Below are 17,374 nucleotides of genomic sequence, written 5' to 3' on the forward strand. Positions count from 1 at the left end.
TAGGGGGCGCTGTCCCCCTATAGTTCGGCGCATGATTACAGAACTTGGACATTTCGCGCTGGTGCTCGCTTTTGGCGTGGCGTTGGTACAGATGGTGGTGCCGATGTGGGGCGCATGGCGCGGCCGCGCCAGTTGGATGGCGGTGGCAGAACCCGCGGCGGGGGCGCAGTTTGCGCTGATCGCGCTGTCCTTTGGCGCCTTGATGTGGGCCTTTATCACATCCGATTTCAGCCTGCGGCTGGTGGTGGCAAACAGCCATTCGGCCAAGCCAATGCTCTATAAAATCAGTGGCACATGGGGCAACCACGAAGGCTCGATGCTGCTGTGGGTGCTGATCGTGGCGCTTTTTGGTGCGATGGCGGCATGGTTTGGCGGCAATTTGCCGCCGCGTCTGCGGGCGCGGGTGCTATCGGTGCAGGCGGCGATCGGGGTGGCCTTTCTGGCCTTTATCCTGTTCACCTCGAACCCCTTCCTGCGCATGGGCACGCCGCCGTTTGACGGGCAAGACCTGAACCCGCTGTTGCAGGACCCCGGCTTGGCCTTTCATCCGCCGTTTCTGTACCTCGGCTATGTGGGGCTGAGCATGGCGTTCAGCTTTGCCGTGGCCGCGCTGATCGAGGGGCGTGTCGATGCGGCCTGGGGACGTTGGGTGCGCCCATGGACATTGGCGGCCTGGGTGTTTCTGACCATCGGCATCGCGCTTGGGTCCTGGTGGGCCTATTACGAGCTTGGCTGGGGCGGGTTCTGGTTCTGGGACCCGGTTGAAAACGCCTCCTTCATGCCCTGGCTCTTGGCGGCGGCGCTCTTGCATTCGGCGATTGTGGTGGAGAAACGCGAGAGCCTGAAAAGCTGGACAATCCTCCTCGCGATCTTGGCGTTTGGCTTTTCGCTGATCGGGACATTTATCGTGCGCTCCGGCTTGCTGACCTCGGTTCACGCCTTTGCCAATGACCCGGAGCGCGGGGTCTTCATCCTCGCCATCCTCGGGTTCTTCACCGGCGGGGCGCTGGTGCTTTATTCGATGCGGGCCAGTGTGCTGGAGGCCAAAGGCGTCTTTGGCCTGCTGAGCCGTGAGACCGCGCTGGTGGTGAATAATCTGTTGCTGGCGGTGGCCTGTTTCGTGGTCTTCGTCGGCACCATGTGGCCGCTGGTGGCCGAGATGTTCCTTGACCGCAAACTGAGCGTCGGCCCGCCGTTCTTTAACGCGGCCTTTACCCCTTTCATGGTAGCGCTCGGCCTGATCCTGCCCATCGGCAGTGCGATGCCGTGGAAACGGGCCAAGATCATGCGCGCACTTTACCCGCTGCGCTATGCCTTTGTTCTGGCGCTGGCGCTCGGGGGCTTGGCCTTTGCCATGCAAAGCGGGCGCGGGCTTTTGGGTCCGGTCGGGATGTTCCTCGGCGCCTGGCTGGTGATGGGCACGCTCGTCGATCTGATGCAGCGGCTGGGCCGCGGGCCGGGCAAGCTGCGCCGCTTGCGGCGGCTGCCGCGGGCCGACTGGGGCAAGGCAACGGCGCATGGCGGTCTTGGGGTGACCATGGCCGGGATCGCCGGATTGATGGCCTGGGCGGTGGACGATATCCGCGTGGCCCAGATTGATGAGCCCTTTGACGTGGGCAGCTACACGCTGACCCTGAAGGACGTGCGCGAGGAGCAGGGGCCGAACTACCTCACGACGATGGCCGAGCTGGTGCTGGCGCAAGACGGCAAGACAATCGCTACCCTGCGGCCCGAGAAACGCTTTTACCCGGTGGCGCAGATGCCCACCACCGAAGCAGCGATTGACTATAACCTTGCGCGGGACGTCTATGTGGTGATCGGTGACGCGCAGGACGGCGGCGGTTGGGCCGTGCGCACCTATATCAAACCGATGACCAATTGGATCTGGATCGGCTGCGCGCTGATGGCGCTTGGCGGGGTTCTGAGCCTCAGTGACCGGCGTTTCCGTGTCGCGGCGGGGGCGCGCAAACAGCCCAAAGGGGTGCCTGCTGAATGAAACGCCTGCTGCTCATCCTGACCCTTATGGCCAGCCCGCTTTGGGCGGTGCAGCCCGATGAGGTGCTGGACGATCCGGTCTTGGAATCCCGCGCGCGGGAGCTGAGCCAAGGTCTGCGCTGCCTCGTCTGTCGCAATGAGAGCATTGACGAAAGCAACGCGAGCCTTGCGCGGGATCTGCGGCTTTTGCTGCGCGAGCGTTTGGTGGCGGGCGACAGCGATGATGAGGCGGTTGACTTCATCGTCGGGCGTTACGGTGAATATGTGCTGCTGAACCCTCGTGTCACCGGGGCGAATTGGCTGCTTTGGGGGGCGGGGCCGCTGATGCTGCTGCTCGCTGGGGGGCTGGGATTCCTCTATCTGCGGGGCCGCGCGGGCGGTAAGACGACGGCAGAGGCGCCCCTCAGCCCCGAGGAAGAAGCCCGGCTGCGCGATATTCTCGACCGCTGACGCGCAGTTCCACTGGCCGCGCCGGGGGGCTTTGCTATGCTGCGGCCAAGCAATTATCGAGGTATCCGAATGAGCTATGAAACGATCACCTATGCGCTGTCCGATGGCATCGCTTTGATTACCCTCAACCGCGCCGACAAGATGAACGCGCTGACCACGCAGATGCGGGCAGAGTTGACCCAGGCCGTCACCGAAGGGGGGCGCGAGGGCCGCGTGGTGGTGCTGACCGGGGCCGGGCGGGCGTTCTGCTCGGGTCAGGATCTGGGGGATCGGGCCGGGGGCGCTGCCGTCGATCTGGAGCAGACCCTGCGCGAGGAATATGCGCCGCTGCTGCGCGCCATCGTCAATTGCCCGGTGCCGACCATTGCCGCAGTGAACGGCCCCGCGGCGGGCGCGGGCGCCAATCTGGCCCTGGCGGCCGATGTGGTTTTCGCCAGCGAAAGCGCCTATTTCATGCAGGCTTTCACCCGAATCGGATTGATCCCCGACGCCGGCGGCACCTATGTCCTGCCGCGTCAGATGGGCATGGCGAAGGCGATGGGAGCCGCGCTTTTTGCAGATAAGATTACCGCGCAGCAGGCCGACGCCTGGGGCATGATCTGGCAAGCGGTGCCCGACGCGGAGTTTGATGCCCATTGGCGGGCCAAGGCCGCGCAATTGGCGGCGGGGCCGACAGCAGCCTATGCCGAAGCCAAACGGGCGATCCGCGCGACTTGGGAGCACGGTGTCGAGGATCAGCTGGCCCTTGAGGCCGAAGCGCAGGGGCGCTGCGGCAGGTCGGATGATTTCAAGGAGGGGGTACAGGCGTTCACTGAAAAGCGGGCGCCAAACTTCGAAGGCCGCTGACGCCTAGCAACTGCGCTCGACCAGCAGAACATCCTGAACCGAAGGCGCCGGGCCGTTGGCCCGCGCCACCACCGCGACGGCAATGCCATCGGCCAAGACGGTATGCACCGACCCCGACACGCGCCGGATGGTGATTTCAGGCGGGCTTTGCCCTTTGTCATAGACCACCGCGATCTGATCGCAGTCATGCCGCGTGTCCGGCACCAGCGCCCCATGCGGGACCGAGGCATCTCCAGAGACAGGCTGCGTCAAGCCGATCGCACAGTCCCAGCGAAGCCCTTTTGTCCGGTCCAATACGGCCATTACGCATTCCTTGCTGTCCGGGCGGCGCGTGCTTTGCCCTGCGGATTCATTGCCTCCGAAAGCCGGATGATGCCATGACTTGGTCGCGGGAATTCCCGCCAGCATCGCAACAATACGGCCCCGGGATGAGGCGTTAAGCTTAACGGTAACGGGGGGAGGTGAATCGGGTCAAGCGCTCGCGGGGCATTGTGGGCCTGCCCGAAACAATGCCTAAATTTAGCCTTACTCTGAAGCGCGGTGTTTCGAAACTGGCAAAACACTTGGAAACATTCGCGCTTTTCTGCCGGGATTGCGTAACGCTTTGCTGTCGGGCTCGGGCTGCCGCGATTCGCGCGACGGATGGGCGGGCATCGGATTGTCGCCTGTGCCGCAACAACGGTTCAGAAGCTCCGCTTACTCCAGCCGCTCAAACGCGAAACGCCCCGATTGACGGGGCGTTTGATTGTTCTGCGTAGGTCCGGTTTAGCGGTTTTCGATATCCACATAGTCGCGGGTATCTTCGCCCAGATACAGCTGACGCGGGCGGCCGATTTTCAGTTGCGGATCGCTGATCTGCTCTTTCCACTGCGAAATCCAGCCGACGGTGCGGGCCAGTGCAAAGATGGGGGTGAACATCGAGGTGGGGAAACCCATCGCTTCAAGAATGATGCCCGAATAGAAGTCCACATTCGGGAACAGCTTCTTCTCCGCGAAATACGGATCTTCGAGCGCCTGTTTTTCAAGCTCTTTGGCCACCTGCAGGATCGGATTGTCCTCGACCCCCAAAAGCTCCAGCACCTCATCCGCGCTCTCTTTCATCACGGTCGCACGGGGGTCGTGGTTCTTGTAAACCCGATGGCCAAAGCCCATCAGACGGAAAGGATCATCCTTGTCCTTGGCGCGGGCGATGAACTCGGGAATACGGTCAGGCGTGCCAATTTCCTTGAGCATTTCGAGGCAGGCTTGGTTCGCCCCGCCATGCGCCGGACCCCAGAGGCAGGCAATGCCGGCGGCGATACAGGCAAAGGGGTTCGCGCCCGAGGAAGACGCCAGCCGCACGGTGGAGGTCGAGGCGTTTTGTTCGTGATCGGCATGCAGGGTGAAAATCCGGTCCATCGCGCGGCTCAGGATCGGGTTGACCTCATATTCCTCAGCCGGAACCGCGAAACACATGCGCAGGAAGTTCGAGGCATAGTCGAGATCATTGCGCGGATACACGAAGGGTTGGCCGATGGTGTATTTATAGGCCATCGCGGCAATCGTCGGCATCTTGGCGATCAGGCGGATCGAGGCGACTTCGCGCTGGTGTTCGTCGGTGATGTCGGTGCTGTCATGATAGAAGGCCGACATCGCGCCAACCACGCCGACCATCACGGCCATCGGATGCGCATCGCGGCGGAAGCCACGGAAGAAATACATCATCTGCTCATGCAGCATGGTGTGGTTGGTCACCAGACGCTCGAAATCCTCAAGCGCTTTGGGGGAGGGCAGCTCACCATAAAGCAGCAGGTAGCACACTTCGAGATAGTGCGATTTGCTGGCCAGTTGCTCGATCGGATAGCCCCGGTGCAGCAGAACGCCCTTATCGCCATCGATAAAGGTGATGGTGCTGTCGCAGGCCGCCGTGGAGGTGAAGCCGGGGTCATAGGTAAAGACGCCCGCCTGCGCATAGAGCTTGCGAATGTCGACAACATCGGGCCCATCGGTCGGGCTGTGGATCGGCAGATCGAAGCTATTGTCATCGATCGTCAGCGTTGCGGTTTTGTTTTTATTGGTCATGAAGTCCCTTCCCGAATGTTGCCTGCGAGGTGCGCCCCGCCGTCTGGGCTAGGCCCCGCGAAGAGGGCCGTCCCGGTCAGTTATATCGTGCCGCATTGAGAAGTGGTTAACCAAACTTCAAGCGGCGGCGTCTGTCAGTCGGGCAAGGGTTTCATCGCGCCCCAGCACCAACATCATGTCAAAAACCGATGGGGTGACTGCCCTGCCAGCAAGTGCCGCCCGAAGCGGGCCCGCCAGCTTGCCGAACTTGGTGTCTTTCGCAGCTGCAAAGCCGTTCAGCACCTCCTCCAGCGTTTCCTTGTCCCAGCTAGCATTTTGCAAATGCGGCGTCAATTCCGACAGTATGCCACGGGATACCGAATCGAGGTTTTTCGCGGCTTTCTCATCTGGCTCGATCGGGCGGTCTGTCAGGACAAAGGCTGCCTTATCAAGGAGTTCGGGGAATGTCTTCGCGCGATCCTTCAGGCAATACATCGCCCGTTCCAGATCCTGAGCCTGGGCTTCCGTCAGGGCAGCTTGGCCGGCGGCATCCAGAAACGCCTCAATCTCGCGCCGCAGCGCGGCATCATCGGCCCGCGCAATATGTTGACCGCAAAGATTTTCCAGCTTCTTGAGATCAAACTGCGCCGGGCTTTTGCGGATGCCCGCAAGGTCAAACCACTCTTTCGCCTGAGCGTCGGTAAAAAACTCGTCATCGCCATGGCTCCAGCCCAAGCGCGCGAGGTAGTTGCGCATGCCCGCCGCCGGGAAGCCCATGACCTGATATTCCTGCGCCCCCAAGGCACCGTGACGTTTCGACAGTTTCTTGCCGTCCGCCCCGTGGATCAGCGGGATATGGGCCCAGACCGGCACGTCCCAGCCCATCGCCTCATAGATCATCATCTGCCGCGCGGCGTTGTTCAGGTGATCGTCGCCCCGTATCACATGGGTCACCCCCATGTCATGGTCGTCCACCACAACGGCGAGCATATAGACCGGCGTGCCGTCCGAGCGCAGCAGGACCATATCATCCAACTGGTCGTTGCGAATGGTGACATCGCCCTGCACCTGATCGCGGATCACCGTGGTGCCGTCGAGCGGCGCCTTGATGCGCAGCACATAGGGGGCGTCGGGGTGGGTGTCTGGATCCGCATCGCGCCAAGGAGAGCGGTAGAGCGTGCTGCGGCCCTCGGCCTTGGCAGTATCACGGAAGGCGGTGATTTCTTCTTGCGTCGCAAAACACTTATAGGCTTTGCCGGCCGCCAGCAATTCATGCGCCACGGCGGCGTGACGCGGGGCATTCTCGAACTGGCTAACGATCTCGCCATCGTGATCAAGGCCGAGCCAGGCCATGCCTTTCAGAATCGCCTCTGTCGCCTCGGGGGTTGAACGCGCGCGGTCTGTGTCTTCGATGCGCAGCAGGAATTGGCCGCCGCGCCCGCGCGCGTAAAGCCAGTTGAACAGGGCAGTGCGCGCCCCGCCAATGTGCAAAAACCCGGTGGGCGAAGGGGCGAAACGGGTCACGACGGGGGCGTTCATGGCAGGGCCTTTCGGTCAGAAATATGATTGGGGCAGGGTGGTGTTTACCATTTGCTAACCACAGGCACCCTAACGTTTGCGCCTGTCTACCCAGTGCGATCCGCGGGGGCAAGCATGGGGCTCTTGAACCAGATACGCGACATGATGCTGCGCCAACGCGGGCATCTCTTTCATTGGGTGCCGGTCTGTCTCGCGAGCGGGATCGGCTGGTATTTCGGCTTGCTGGAAGAACCGTCGCTCGCGGTGCTCGCCATGGTGGCTGCTGGGGGCGCGGGGCTGTTGCTGGCAAGCCTGCGGCTGCCGGAAGCCGTGGCCCCGCTCGCGCTTGCCGCAGCGCTGGTTCTGACCGGGGTGCTGCTGGCCGCCGCGCGGTCGCAGTCTGTCGCAGGCCCGGTCCTTGCATGGCGCTATTACGGCCCGGTAGAGGGGCGCATCGTTGCGCTGGACCGGAGCCAATCTGACGCGCCGCGGGTCACGCTCGACCGCGTTCGGCTGGACCGCGTCCCCCCTGCGCGAACCCCGGACCGGGTGCGGCTGTCACTGCATGGAAAGATCGACGGGATCGACCCAAAGCCGGGTTTCCGCGTGATGACCACGGCCCATCTGTTGCCCCCCAGTGGCCCGGTCGAGCCCGGTGGTTTCGACTTCCAACGCCATGCTTGGTTCGCGCAGCTGGGGGCCGTGGGCTATACCCATGCGCCCTTGATGGGGGCCGAAGCGGCGCCGGAGCGGGGGGCAGAATTGCTGCTGTTTCGCCTGCGCATGGCCGCTTCCAAGCGGGTTCGGGATACGCTGCCCGGGGACATCGGCGGTTTCGCCGCGGCCATCACAACTGGGGACCGCAGCGCCATCTCCCAAGATGCCCTGCGTGATCTGCGGCACAGCAATCTCGCGCATCTGCTGGCCATTTCCGGCCTGCACATGGGCTTGTTAAGCGGTGTGGTCTTTGCCGCGATCCGGCTGCTGCTGGCCCTGCATCCCTACACCGCCACGCATCTGCCCAGCCGTAGCATCGCGGCGGCCTCGGCTTTGTTGGCCGCGACAGGATATCTCGCCCTCTCGGGGGGGAATGTCGCCACCGAACGCGCCTATATCATGGTGGCCGTGGCCCTATGCGCCCTGATGATCGGACGCCGTGCAATATCCCTTCGCGCCGTGGCGGTGGCGGCGACCATAGTGCTGGCGCTCCGGCCCGAGGCGCTTTTGGGGCCGGGGTTTCAGATGTCCTTTGCGGCGACAACGGGTTTGGTCGCCGTCTTTGGCTGGATCCGCGCGGCCGAGGCGGATCTGATCCCGCGCCGCCTGCGCCCGCTGGCCGCGGTCGTGATTTCCTCCGCCATCGCCGGCGCGGCCACAGCGCCGATCTCTGCCGCGCATTTCAATACCATCGCGCATTATGGGCTGGCGGCAAATCTCTTGTCAGTCCCCCTCATGGGCATTCTGGTGATCCCCGCCGCGGTGGTTGCCGTGCTTCTCGCGCCTTTGGGGTTGGAGCATATCGGGCTTTGGGCGATGGGACTGGGGTTGCGCTGGATACTCGGCGTCGCGGAAGTGGTCGCCGTGCTGCCGGGCGCACGCGGCCATGTGCCGAGCCCGAATGGCTGGGTCTTGCCTCTGCTCACCCTCGGGTTCTTGCTGCTGGTCCTCTGGCGGGGGCGTCTGCGATGGAGCGGGCTGCCCCTAATGCTCGCCGCGATGGTACTGTGGCAGGACAGCCACCGGCCCGAAGTCCTGATTGCCGACAGCGGCACATTGGTGGGTGTGATGACGCCGCAGGGGCGGGCGCTCAGCAAATCGAAAGGAGCCGGGTTCATCGCCCGTAACTGGCTGGAAAACGATGGGGATGGCGCGGATCAACCTCAAGCCGCCGCGCGCTGGACGCATGCAAAGGAGGACCTGCCCGTCACCCATCTGTCAGGAAAAACCGCCGTAGCTCAATTCTCAGGGTGCCAGAGCGGAGAGGTGGTGGTGGCCTCAGTTCCTCTGCCCCCGGCTGGGCCCACAGATTGTACCCTCTATGACCCGCCGCGCTTGCGGATCACGGGATCGGTGGCCTTACATAGAAGCGCCCAAGGCTGGGACGTCGTCACCGCACGGGAACTGGTCGGGAACCGATTGTGGAACCGTCAGCGCAAGAGAGGCCGCGCAAGTCAGTAAGTTCTAATCAGCCCAACCAGACGGCCCTGCACTTTGACCTTATCCGAGGGCAATACGCGTGTCTCATAGGCGGGGTTGGCGGCCTCCAAAGCGACCGATGACCCCTGCCGCCGAAACCGCTTCAACGTCGCTTCCAGATCTTCGACCAGCGCGACGACGATATCCCCATTATCGGCCACAGATGTCTCGCGGATCACGACGATATCACCATTGTTGATGCCCGCTTCGATCATCGAGTCGCCCTGAACCTCAAGCGCGTAATGCTCCCCCTGGCCGGCAATCATTCCGCCCGGCACAGCCACATTATGGGAGATTTGCGAGATGGCTTCGATCGGAACACCGGCCGCAATACGGCCCATCACCGGAACATCAAAAGCATGCTGGCTGGAAACATTCAGCGCAGTCGCAGGCGGCGCGCTGTCAGGGCGATCACCGTCAATCACCCGCGGCGCAAAACCCGGCGCCCCGCCAAGGCTTTCCGGCAGTTTGACCACTTCGATCGCGCGGGCCCGATGCGCCAAACGCCGGATAAACCCGCGCTCTTCCAAGGCCGTGATCAGCCGGTGGATGCCGGATTTGGACCGCAGATCCAAAGCCGATTTCATTTCATCGAAACTGGGCGGGACGCCGTCACGTTGCACTCTCTTATGAATAAAAGCCAACAAATCGAGCTGTTTCTTGGTCAGCATCTGCGCCCCCTGCAATTTCCTGCCTTTTGTTCTACTGACGTTCTCCTTTTGTGTCAATAGCCAACACTTAAAGCGGGAAACAGCGCTGGATTTCACCCGCTTTGCGGGGGGGATCATGGGGCGGGCGAACCATAAGGGCATCGGCGGTCGACAGCACGGACAATAGCGACGAATCCTGACGGTCGTCGGGGAAAACTTTGCCCTCGCGCAGGGTTGCACGCATGTAATGGGCGCGGGGGCCATTCGGGCCGAGATCCCGCCCGAGCGGCGCTTCGAAACTCTGGTCATGCACGCTGTTCAGGCCCAAGAGCCTGCGCAGCATCGGCAACACGAAGACCGTGCCGCAAACCATTGCAGATACTGGATTTCCGGGCAGTCCGATCATCGCCGAAGAGCCCAATCTCCCCGCCATCAAAGGCTTTCCGGGGCGCATGGCGACTTTGTAGAAAGATTGCTCCAACCCGAGCTCGGCCGCGACCGGGGCCACCAGGTCATGATCGCCCACCGAAGCGCCGCCGATGGTCACGATCAAATCGGCGCCCTTGGCCAAGGCAAAGGCCTGTTTCAGGGAGGCTTCGGTATCGCGCGCAATGGGTAGAATGCGCGCTTCCGCGCCCGCATTTTCAAACATCGCCGCCAAACCATAGCTGTTGGACGCGATGATCTGGTCAGGACCGGGGCTCTCGCCCGGTTGAACAAGCTCATCCCCGGTGGCGAGGATCGCAACGACGGGCTTGCGGGTCACCACGACAGTCGCGTGGTTCATCGCGGCCAGCAGCGCGATATCGGCGGGCCGCAGCCACCGGGGGGCGGACAGTTGATCGCCTTCCTTAAAATCCCCGCCAGCCGGGCGAATATTGTCTTTGGAATCGATCTTATGGCCCAGCGTGATAAGGTCGCCGCGCCGCGTAACGTCTTCTTGTATAACGACAAAGTCGGCCCCATCGGGGACCGGGGCACCAGTGAAAATCCGAACGGCCTGGCCTGCGCGCGAACTGCCTGAGAACCCATTTCCGGCCGCGGATTCGCCGACGACCTTGAACATCGCATCGGGTTCCACCTCGGCCCGCCGCAACGCGTAGCCATCCATTGAGGAGGCGGCGAAGGGGGGCTGTGTGCGCCTTGCGCTTACGGTCTTGGCAAGCACCCGCCCATGCGCGGCGCGCAGCGGCACATCTTCATGTGGGAGCGGGGAGACGAGTTCAAGAACGGCGCTCAGCGCCTCTTCAACGCTGATCATAGGGCCTCGTAACGACCTGATTTGCCACCATCTTTAAGGAGCACACGGGTGCCGCCGATTTCCATCTCCTTGTCCACCGCCTTGGCCATGTCGTAGACCGTCAGGGCAGCCACGCTCGCGGCTGTGAGGGCTTCCATCTCAACGCCGGTTTGGCCGGTGGTCTTGACGGTCGCGGTGATCCGCACCCCCGGAAGAGTGGCATCAGGAACCAGATCAACGTTCACTTTGGTGATGGGCAATGGGTGACACAAGGGGATCAAATCGGCGGTGCGTTTTGCCGCCATGATCCCGGCAAGCCGGGCAACGCCCAGAACATCCCCTTTCTTCGCCCGACCTTCGGTAATAATATCAAGCGTTTCCGGCGCCATCTTGATGTGGCTCTCGGCGGTGGCGATACGGGAAGTGACGGGTTTTTCCGACACGTCGACCATATGGGCGTCGCCTTGGGCGTTGAAATGGGTCAGGGCCATCACATGCCTCCGGGCGTCAACGGGTTGGCCAGCAGATCGCGGGTGGCCTGTTCGACGTCCTGCTGGCGCATCAGGCTTTCCCCGATCAGGAAACAACGCGCGCCATAGATCGCCATATCGGCAAGGTCCGAAGGCGTGTAGAGCCCGGATTCGCAGACCAGCATCCGGTCGGGCGGGACCGCTTCGGACAGTTGGCGCGTTACATCAAGAGAGGTCTCGAAGGTATTGAGATTGCGGTTATTAATGCCGATCATCCGGCTGGTCAGCTTCTCGGCGCGGGACAATTCTGCGGCATCATGCACCTCAATCAGCGCATCCATGTTCCAGGCATGGGCGGCCTCTTCGAGCTCGGCGGCCTGGGCATCCGAAACCGAGGCCATAATGATCAAGATGCAATCCGCGCCCAGGGCGCGCGCCTCGGCGACTTGATAGGGGTCGTAGAGGAAATCCTTGCGCAGAACGGGAAGATCGCAGGCCGCGCGGGCGTCGACCAGGAACTCTTTCGCACCCTGGAAGCTTGGCGTGTCGGTGAGGACAGAAAGGCAGGTGGCGCCCCCAGCGGCATAGGCCTGGGCAAGCGCTGCCGGTTCAAAATCCTCACGGATCAACCCTTTGGACGGGCTGGCTTTTTTGATCTCGGCGATCAGCCCATATCCTTCCCGCGACGCCTCGTGAAGACGCTGCGCAAAGGGACGCACCGGCGGGGCTGCCCGCGCCGCGGATTCGACCTCGGCCAAGGGTCTTTCGGCCTTGGCAGTGGCGATCTCTTCCAATTTGTAGGTCTTGATTTGTTCCAGAATTGTGGCGGTCATGGCATCCTCACGGCTTTGCCCATTGTATGGCGGGCTTGCCGTGACGCTGCAACCAATCATTAACACGCGAAAAGGGGCGTGAGCCAAAGAACCCGCGATGCGCCGAGAGCGGCGAGGGGTGCGGGGTCTCGATCTTGAGGTTGGATACCGGGTCGACCGCGCGGGCTGTTTTCTGCGCCTGCGCGCCCCAAAGCAGATAGGCGCGGGGTCTGTCAGACAGGCGCGCCAGCACGTCGCGGGTCAGATTTTGCCACCCCAGTTTTGCATGGCCATTGGCTTGCCCCGCGGGCACGGTGAGCACATTGTTCAGCAGCAGCACCCCTTGGTCGGCCCAGAACCGCAGATCGGCGGTCTCGGGGTAATCCCCCAGATCGGCCTGCAACTCTTTGTAAATATTCGCCAAAGATCGGGGCAGCGGGCGGGTTTCCGGGGCGGCGGAAAAGGCGAAGCCATGGGCATGGCCGGGGGTTGGGTAGGGGTCCTGGCCGAGGATCACGACGCTGACCTTTTCCGGCGGGGTGCGCTCAAGCGCTGCGAATATCTGCGGCGCAGGCGGCAGGATGTCACGCGGCTCTTCCGCCAAGGCCTCAGCGATGCGCGGCCAGTCTTGCGCAAAGAACGGCAGGGCGCCCCATGCGCCAAGGGCGGGTCGCAGGGCGGCCCTCATTTGGCGTGGCTGATCCGCGCGACCTTTTCGATCCGATCCCGTGCGGCGCCGCTGTCGATGCTCTCGCGCGCCATCTCGACGCCTGTCTTCAGGTCGTCTGCCGCATCAGCCACAACCAAGGCCGCGGCTGCGTTGAGCAGCACCGCATCGCGGTAGCCAGACGGCGCACCGTCCAGTAGGGCCGCGAAATGTTTGCTGTTTTCTTCGGGCGCGCCACCGGCGATGGCCTCGAAGGGATGCACCGGGAGGCCCGCATCCTCGGGATGCAGCTCGCGCATCTGCACCACGCCATCCTCCAGCGCGGCAACCCAGCTCACGCCGGTGATGGTCAGCTCATCGGTGCCGTCAGAGCCATGCACAAGCCAGGCTTTCTCGGAGCCCAGTTTCTTCAGCGTCAGCGCCATCGGCTCGATCAGATCGCGGGAATAGGCGCCGGTCAGTTGCCGCGTCACGCCGGCGGGATTGGTCAGCGGGCCGAGGATGTTGAAGATCGTCCTTGTGCCAAGCTCGGACCGCGTGGGCATCACATGGGCCACGGCGGGATGATGCATGGGCGCCATCATGAAGCCGATGCCGGCCTCTTGCAGTTCACGCTCGACCACCTGTGGCCCGACCATGACATTGATCCCCAATTGGGTCAGCGCGTCCGAAGCGCCGGATTTCGAGCTGAGGTTCCGGTTGCCATGTTTCGCCACCACCGTCCCGGCGCCCGCGACGACAAAGGCGGCGGCGGTGGAGATATTCAGCGTGCCTTTGCCATCTCCGCCCGTGCCGACGATGTCGACCGCGCCGGCGGGGGCGTGAACCGGGTTGCATTTGCTGCGCATCACTTGGGCGGCGGCGGCATATTCCGTCACCGTCTCGCCCCGCGTGCGCAGCGCCATGAGAAAGCCGCCGATCTGGCTCGGGGTGGCTTCGCCATCGAAGAGGATTTCAAAGGCTTCGATCGCCTGTTCGGAGGTCAGCGGCCCGTTGGCGGCGGCATCCAGCAAGGGTTTCAATGCGCTACTCATGCCGGGACCTTCATTTCGTTCAGGAAGTTTTGCAGCAGGGCGTGGCCATGCTCGGAGCGGATCGATTCAGGGTGAAACTGCACACCGTGCAGCGGCAGCTCGCGGTGTTGCAGCCCCATGATCGTGCCGTCCTCCAATTCCGCCGTGATCTCAAGACAGTCGGGCAGGCTTTCGCGTTCCACCACCAGCGAGTGATAGCGCGTGGCGCCAAAGGGCGAGGGCAGGCCGGCAAAGACACCGCGCCCCCCATGCTGCATCTGTCCCAATTTGCCATGCACGATGTCATCCGCGCGCACGACCTTGCCGCCAAAGGCCTGCCCCAGGGTCTGATGCCCCAGACAGACGCCAAGCAGCGGCAACCGCGCTTCGGCGGCGGCATGGGTAAGCTCCAGGCAAATCCCCGCCTGATCCGGGTCGCAGGGGCCGGGCGACAGCAGGATCCCCGCCGGGTTCATCGCCATGGCATCGGCCACGCTCAGCGCGTCATTGCGGTGCACCTGCACATCCGCGCCAAGGCTGCCGAGGTAGTGCACGAGGTTATAGGTAAAGCTGTCGTAGTTATCGATAAGCAGCAGCAAGGGGCAGCCATTTCTTGGATTAGGTCTGGAGAAACCACGCCGGAGCGCGGTATAGGTTTGGGCATACATGTTCAGGCTTGGACCCTATCGTCAAGAGTGCGGGCCAAGGCAATTGAGGGAAACGCCACGGCTTCGGGGCCGGGTGCAGGCAGCAGGAGTAGGGAACATGGCACGCGGATTTCTGAGCGGGCTGATTTGGGGCGGGGTCGCGAGCATCGGCGTGGTGACTGCGCTGTCGCTGATAATGCCGCTGCCGCTGCCGCCACAGGTGGGGGATGCCGCGCCGGGCGCGGGCCCTGCGCCGGCGCGGATCCGGCTGAGCGATGTGGCCGAGCAAGACCGTCTGCCCGAAACACCGCCGGCCTCGAACCGTGCCGTGCCGCGCGCCGATGCGCCGGTGCAAGACGACCTTGCCGCGCTTGACGCCGACGCCCAGGCGCCCGCGGGCCTGCCCGAGACCGGCGATGCCGAAGGGCTGAACACCCCTGCCGATCCCGCAGGCGATAGCCCCGCCCAGCCCGGGGGGGAGGAGCCGGTTCTGCCCAATCCGCAATCCTCGGCCCCCACCACGCCGCAACTTGCCGAAGAGCTGTCGATCAGCACCGAGCCTGCGCAGCCCCCGGCGCCAGAAATCGCCGGGATCGAGGGGGCCTTCGATGCGCCTGCCGGGCTGGCGGCGCCTGAGCTGTCGGAAGACGAAGCGATCACCTTGCCCGCGCAGGAACGCGCAGCCGACCCCGCCGCCGTGGAAGAGGTTGCGGTCGAACAGCCTGAAGCCGAAGCAGTGGAGGCGCCGGTCGAAGACAGCACCGCCGATCCTGCCGAAGCTCCGAGCGGGCGGGTGACCGAAGTCGCCCCGGAGCCCGCACCCGAGACGCAAAATGACGCGGACGCACCTGATCCGGCGCAGGCCCCCGAAGCCGCGCGGCGTCCGCCCGCAGCGCAGATCATCGAAGAAGCTGACGCAGACGAAGCGGCAGCGGACGAAGATCCCGCGCCGCGCCCGATGATCGGCACGCCCGCGTCCCCTCTGACAGATCGCGGCGGGGCTGTGGTGATCAACCGGCCCGAGGCCGACGCGCCCGACGCGCAGGGTGAGATCGAGGCGGCGGAGGGTGCTCTGCCCGAGGGCCCGCCGGACAGCCGCCCGATCCTTACCAACCGCGTGTCGGTCGATGTGCCTGAGGGCAAACCACTGATGAGCGTGGTTCTGATTGATGACGGCAGCACCGTGATCACCGGAGATGCCGGGCTCGCGGCGCTGCGCAGCTTTCCCTATCCGCTGAGCTTTGCCGTCGACAGCAGCCTGCCCGATGTGGCGGAACGTATCGCGACCTATCGCGACGCGGGCTTCGAGGTCTTGGCCATGGTGGACCTGCCGCAGGGGGCACAGCCCAGCGACGCGGAAACCACTTTCGCCGCGACATTGGACCGGATCGAGGGCGTCGTCGGCGTGTTAGAAGGCCCCGGCGCCGGGTTTCAGGGCAGCCGCGCGCTGGCCGATCAGGTGACCGATATCCTGAAACTCTCCGGCCATGGGTTGGTGACGCAGGACAAGGGGCTGAACACCATGCCCAAACTGGCCCGCAAGGCGGGTGTGCCAGCCGATCCGGTGTTTCGCGATTTCGACAGCAAGGGCCAGACCGCCCGGGTGATCCGGCGTTTCCTGGATCAGGCGGCGTTCAAGGCCGGGCAGGAGGGCGCGGTGATTATGCTGGGGCGTTTGCGCCCCGATACGGTCTCGGCGCTGCTGCTCTGGGGGCTGCAGGACCGGGCCAGCGATGTGGCTTTGGTGCCGGTCTCAGAGGTCTTGCTGCGCGAGGAGTAAGCCCGGCTCAGATGATCTCGTCTTCGTCAAAAAGCGGGTCTTCTTCCAACTGGCTGACCAATTCATCCACCGTGGCCTCCGCCGCGCGGGGGCCGAGCTTGGCAAGGTGAAAGACCGCGTCGCCTTCGTTCACCACCGGCAACATGGCGCGCCCGATCAAGATGCCCGGCGCATCGGCGACAAGCTCTGCCTCTTCCTTGCCAAAGGGGTCGGAGACGATCGCCAGCAGATCCCCTTCGGCCACCGTCTCCCCCTCGGCTCGGAAGGTCCGCAACAGCCCGCCCGCCGGGGCGCGAAGCCAATGGGAGGCGGTGCAGATATAGGGAGCAGAGCGGGCGCGGGCGATGCCTTTGGCGGGCAGCATGTCTTGCCCGCGCATGACGCGCAGGATACCCGCGAGCCCCGCGCGCACCGCCATCTCGTCAAACCGCAGCCCTTCGCCGGCCTCGTAAAGCAGGATCGGGGTGCCTTCGCGGGCGGCCACCGCCCGCAGCGAGCCATCGCGCAGCGGCGAGGTCAGCACCACCGGGGCGCCGAAATCGAGGGCCATTTTCTGGGTGGTCTTATCGGCGGGCGAAACCCGCACCTGCGGCAGGTTGGTGCGGTGAATTGCGGCGGAATGCAGATCGATCCCAAAATCACAGCGCTGCACGACCTCATGCAAAAAGATATGCGCCAGCCGGGCGCCAAGACTGCCAGAGGGTGAGCCGGGGAAACAGCGGTTCAGATCGCGCCGGTCAGGCAGGTAGCGCGAGCGGTTGAGGAAACCGAAGGAGTTCACCACCGGCACGACGATCAACGTGCCGCGCAGGGCGCTGAGTTGCGGGGCGCGGAGCAGACGGCGCAGGATCTCAACCCCGATGACCTCATCGCCATGCACGGCGGCCGAGACGAACATCGTCGGACCGGCGCGTTTGCCGTGGAAAATCTCAAGCGACAGATGCACCGGCGTGTGATCGGGCAGGATCGAGACCGGCAGATCGACGGCAAGGCTGCTGCCGGGGGCGACGGAATGCCCCGCGATCTGAAAGGGGGCGCGGGGGGGCATGC

At 63.8% G+C, this 17,374-nt stretch carries 16 protein-coding genes; 5 read left to right on the plus strand and 11 right to left on the minus strand.

The features are described 5' to 3' along the window. The first annotated feature begins 31 nt into the window (after positions 1-31). The 3 genes from AB4M76_RS08900 (at position 32) to AB4M76_RS08910 (ending at position 3,291) form a co-directional block, all read left to right on the plus strand. Entirely contained in the window at positions 32-1,996 is a 1,965-nt protein-coding gene (locus tag AB4M76_RS08900) for a heme lyase CcmF/NrfE family subunit (protein WP_368441469.1), read from the plus strand. Further along, positions 1,993-2,445: a cytochrome c-type biogenesis protein CcmH gene (locus AB4M76_RS08905; protein WP_368441470.1), complete on the plus strand. Its 453-nt coding sequence runs from the start codon at positions 1,993-1,995 to the stop codon at positions 2,443-2,445. Before AB4M76_RS08900 ends, AB4M76_RS08905 begins: the two co-directional genes overlap by 4 nt. Positions 2,446-2,514: 69 nt before the next feature. Further along, complete coding sequence (locus AB4M76_RS08910) at positions 2,515-3,291, plus strand: enoyl-CoA hydratase-related protein (RefSeq protein WP_368441471.1); 777 nt, start codon at positions 2,515-2,517, stop codon at positions 3,289-3,291. Between the two features lie 3 nt (positions 3,292-3,294). Here the strand turns inward: AB4M76_RS08910 and AB4M76_RS08915 are convergent, their stop codons facing one another. The 3 genes from AB4M76_RS08915 to gltX all read right to left on the minus strand — a co-directional run bounded on the left by AB4M76_RS08915 (position 3,295) and on the right by gltX (position 6,870). After that, positions 3,295-3,594, minus strand: coding sequence for a hypothetical protein (locus AB4M76_RS08915; protein WP_368441472.1), 300 nt, complete (start codon positions 3,592-3,594; stop codon positions 3,295-3,297). 462 nt (positions 3,595-4,056) lie between these two features. Next, positions 4,057-5,352 (minus strand): citrate synthase, encoded by a 1,296-nt coding sequence (locus AB4M76_RS08920; protein WP_368441473.1) that lies wholly within the window; start codon positions 5,350-5,352, stop codon positions 4,057-4,059. A gap of 117 nt (positions 5,353-5,469) precedes the next feature. Further along, positions 5,470-6,870 (minus strand): glutamate--tRNA ligase, encoded by a 1,401-nt coding sequence (gene gltX, locus AB4M76_RS08925; protein WP_368441474.1) that lies wholly within the window; start codon positions 6,868-6,870, stop codon positions 5,470-5,472. A 114-nt stretch (positions 6,871-6,984) separates the two neighbouring features. Between gltX and AB4M76_RS08930 the strand changes: the two genes are divergently transcribed. After that, entirely contained in the window at positions 6,985-9,027 is a 2,043-nt protein-coding gene (locus AB4M76_RS08930; protein ID WP_368441475.1) for a ComEC/Rec2 family competence protein, read from the plus strand. Here the strand turns inward: AB4M76_RS08930 and lexA are convergent. The 7 genes from lexA to AB4M76_RS08965 form a co-directional block, all read right to left on the minus strand. Further along, positions 9,021-9,716, minus strand: a complete 696-nt coding sequence (gene lexA / locus AB4M76_RS08935; protein WP_368441476.1) for a transcriptional repressor LexA — start codon at positions 9,714-9,716, stop codon at positions 9,021-9,023. The two genes, AB4M76_RS08930 and lexA, sit on opposite strands and share 7 nt — an antisense overlap. Positions 9,717-9,783: 67 nt before the next feature. Continuing rightward, positions 9,784-10,956, minus strand: coding sequence for a gephyrin-like molybdotransferase Glp (gene glp, locus AB4M76_RS08940; RefSeq protein ID WP_368441477.1), 1,173 nt, complete (start codon positions 10,954-10,956; stop codon positions 9,784-9,786). Next, positions 10,953-11,426, minus strand: coding sequence for a cyclic pyranopterin monophosphate synthase MoaC (gene moaC / locus AB4M76_RS08945; protein WP_368441478.1), 474 nt, complete (start codon positions 11,424-11,426; stop codon positions 10,953-10,955). Before moaC ends, glp begins: the two co-directional genes overlap by 4 nt. Then, on the minus strand, positions 11,426-12,238 hold the full coding sequence (trpC, locus tag AB4M76_RS08950; protein ID WP_368441479.1) for an indole-3-glycerol phosphate synthase TrpC: 813 nt from the start codon (positions 12,236-12,238) through the stop codon (positions 11,426-11,428). Before trpC ends, moaC begins: the two co-directional genes overlap by 1 nt. 7 nt (positions 12,239-12,245) lie before the next feature. Then, positions 12,246-12,905 (minus strand): uracil-DNA glycosylase, encoded by a 660-nt coding sequence (locus tag AB4M76_RS08955; RefSeq protein ID WP_368441480.1) that lies wholly within the window; start codon positions 12,903-12,905, stop codon positions 12,246-12,248. Beyond that, on the minus strand, positions 12,902-13,918 hold the full coding sequence (trpD, locus tag AB4M76_RS08960) for an anthranilate phosphoribosyltransferase (RefSeq protein ID WP_368441481.1): 1,017 nt from the start codon (positions 13,916-13,918) through the stop codon (positions 12,902-12,904). The genes AB4M76_RS08955 and trpD overlap by 4 nt, the downstream gene beginning before the upstream one ends. Continuing rightward, a complete protein-coding gene (locus AB4M76_RS08965) occupies positions 13,915-14,496 on the minus strand; it encodes an aminodeoxychorismate/anthranilate synthase component II (protein ID WP_368441482.1) in 582 nt (193 codons plus the stop codon). Before AB4M76_RS08965 ends, trpD begins: the two co-directional genes overlap by 4 nt. A gap of 166 nt (positions 14,497-14,662) precedes the next feature. Here AB4M76_RS08965 and AB4M76_RS08970 point away from each other — a divergent pair, with 166 nt between their 5' ends. Then, a complete protein-coding gene (locus AB4M76_RS08970) occupies positions 14,663-16,324 on the plus strand; it encodes a divergent polysaccharide deacetylase family protein (protein ID WP_368441483.1) in 1,662 nt (553 codons plus the stop codon). 7 nt (positions 16,325-16,331) lie between these two features. Here the strand turns inward: AB4M76_RS08970 and AB4M76_RS08975 are convergent, their stop codons facing one another. Beyond that, positions 16,332-17,372 (minus strand): succinylglutamate desuccinylase/aspartoacylase family protein, encoded by a 1,041-nt coding sequence (locus AB4M76_RS08975; protein ID WP_368441484.1) that lies wholly within the window; start codon positions 17,370-17,372, stop codon positions 16,332-16,334. Between the last annotated feature and the right edge of the window lie 2 nt (positions 17,373-17,374).

It is taken from the genome of Sulfitobacter sp. PS-8MA, from assembly GCF_040933935.1.
Lineage (GTDB): Bacteria > Pseudomonadota > Alphaproteobacteria > Rhodobacterales > Rhodobacteraceae > Sulfitobacter.